Source organism: Methylobacterium soli, from assembly GCF_008806385.1.
In the GTDB taxonomy this organism is placed as follows: Bacteria; Pseudomonadota; Alphaproteobacteria; order Rhizobiales; family Beijerinckiaceae; genus Methylobacterium; species Methylobacterium soli.
The window spans coordinates 1-1,030 of sequence record NZ_VZZK01000111.1 but is presented as its reverse complement, the minus strand read 5'-3'; the positions used below and the strand labels follow the sequence as shown (position 1 = coordinate 1,030).

Annotated in this window: 1 protein-coding gene; it reads left to right on the top strand. The window is 68.3% G+C overall.

Annotated elements, in window-relative coordinates:
- A protein-coding gene (locus tag F6X53_RS32030; protein ID WP_244965650.1) for an IS630 family transposase occupies positions 1 to 1,030 on the top strand; the annotation gives its coding sequence in 2 pieces (ribosomal slippage) (positions 1 to 514 and positions 514 to 1,030; 1,031 coding nt annotated over the 2 pieces). This gene is flagged as partial in the annotation.

The window sequence follows — 1,030 nt, the reverse complement described above, 5'->3', positions numbered from 1 at the left end:
TTCGAGCCTGAGGAGGATGGGATGGCTGCTCCTGTGCCGTTGCGGCCGGACTTCGATGCCGCGGCCCTGCGTGCCCTGGCGAAGAGTTCGCACGACCCAGATCAGACCCGCCGCCTGCTGGCTCTGTCGGCGATCTACGCCGGCGGCTCACGCTCCGAGGCGGCCGCTCTCGGCGGGGTCGGGCTTCAGACCGTGCGGGACTGGGTGCTCGCCTTCAACGCTGATGGGCCGTGTGGGCTCATCGGCGGCAAGGCTCCCGGTGCCCGCCCGCTGTTGAATGCGGACCTTCGCGCCGCGCTGAAGGCCCTGGTCGAGCAAGGCCCGATGCCGGCGGCGCACGGGGTGGTGCGCTGGCGGTTGGTCGATCTGGCTCAGATCCTGTTCGAGGACCACGGCGTCTCAGTCTCCGAGCAGACGCTGAGCCGGGTTCTGCGGAGCATGGGCTACCGGAAGCTCTCGGCTCGTCCGCGCCATCACGCGCAGGATCGGGACGCCATTCCGGCTTTTAAAAAGCCTTCCCCGCCCGCCTGGCAGAGATCGCGCAGGCCACGGGCGGCAAGCCGATAGAGGTCTGGTTCTGCGACGAGGCCCGGGTCGGCCAGAAGAACACCATCACGCGCCGCTGGGCGCGCCGGGGTACACGTCCCTCAGCCCCGAAGGATCAGCGCACCGCCTCCGCCTACCTCTTCGGCGCAATCTGCCCGGCCCGCGGCACGGGAGCCGGGCTCGTCATGCCTCGCTGCACCACTGAGGCGATGAACCTGCACCTGGCCGAGATTGCCACGGCCGTTGCCCCCGGCGCACACGCCGTGCTGCTGCTCAATCAGGCCGGCTGGCACATGACCCAGAAGCTCGTGATCCCGGCCAATATCACCCTGCTGCCGCTGCCAGCGCGCTCGCCCGAACTGAACCCGGTCGAGAACCTCTGGCAGTTCATGCGCGAGAATTGGCTCGGCAACCGGATCTTTGCCTCATACGAGGCGATTCTCGACCAAAGCTGCGACGCCTGGAACAAGCTCATCGACCAGCC